The organism is Streptomyces sp. NPDC127092, from assembly GCF_042722475.1.
GTDB lineage: Bacteria > Actinomycetota > Actinomycetes > Streptomycetales > Streptomycetaceae > Streptomyces.
On the sequence record NZ_JBHXFE010000412.1, the window covers coordinates 1 to 1050 of the forward strand.

1 protein-coding gene and 1 pseudogene are annotated in these 1050 nt (G+C 74.3%); both read left to right on the top strand.

The genetic code is table 11. The features are described from left to right. A pseudogene (locus ACFWJO_RS40900) lies at positions 1 to 248 on the top strand (transcription termination factor Rho); the annotation flags it as partial. Positions 249 to 363: 115 nt separating this feature from the next. After that, positions 364 to 1050, top strand: a 687-nt coding sequence (locus ACFWJO_RS40905) for a PCRF domain-containing protein (RefSeq protein ID WP_386873483.1), incomplete at its 3' end; no start/stop codon positions are given.

Consider the following 1050-nt stretch of genomic DNA (forward strand, 5'->3'; position numbering starts at 1 on the left):
CCCGCCACCTCGCGGAGCGCCGCATCTTCCCGGCGGTGGACGTCAACGCGTCCGGCACCCGCCGTGAGGAGGCCCTGCTCTCGCAGGAGGAGGTCAAGATCATGTGGAAGCTGCGCCGGGTGCTCTCCGGCCTCGAGCAGCAGCAGGCCCTCGACCTGCTCACCAACAAGATCAAGGACACCGCGTCCAACGCCGAGTTCCTCATGCTGGTCTCCAAGACCACGCTGGGGTCCAAGGGCGACGACTGAACGTCCCGTCGCACGGCCCCGTCCCGCCCGGGGGAGCTCGTCTCCGCCGGACGGGGCGGGGCCGTCCGCGTCGGACAGCCCGGCCCGCTGAGGCCGGAGGAGGAGAGGCACGCACGTGTTCGATTCGGACCAGCGGCGCGAGGCCGTGGATCGGCTCCTGGCGGAGCATCGCGAGCTGACGGCGCGCCTGTCCGACCCGGCGGTGCACCAGGACCCGGCACTCGCCCGGCGGCTGAACCGCCGGTTCGCCGAGCTCAGCGCCGTGGTGACGGCCCACCGCGCCTGGTCGGTGGCCGCGGAGGAGCTGGCCGACGCGCGGGAGCTGGCCGCGGCCGGCGACGACGACGCGGCGGCCTTCGCGGCCGAGGTGCCCGGTCTGGAGGCGGCCGAGGCCGAGGCCGCCGAACGGCTGCGCCGGCTGCTGATCCCGCGCGACCCCGACGACGCCCGCGACGTGATCCTCGAGATCAAGGGCGGCGAGGGCGGCGAGGAGGCGGCCCTGTTCGCCGGCGACCTGCTGCGCATGTACCTGCGCTACGCCGAGTCCCGGGGCTGGAAGACGGAGGTCCTCTCCGCCACGCACTCCGACCTGGGCGGCTACAAGGACGTCCACGTGGCGGTGCGGGGGAGCGCGGCCGACCCGGCCGACGGCGTCTACGCCCGGCTCAAGTTCGAGGGCGGCGTGCACCGTGTGCAGCGCGTGCCCGTCACCGAGTCCCAGGGCCGCATCCACACCTCCACCGCCGGCGTGCTCGTGCTGCCCGAGGTGGACGCCCCGGACGAGGTCCACCTCGATCCGAAC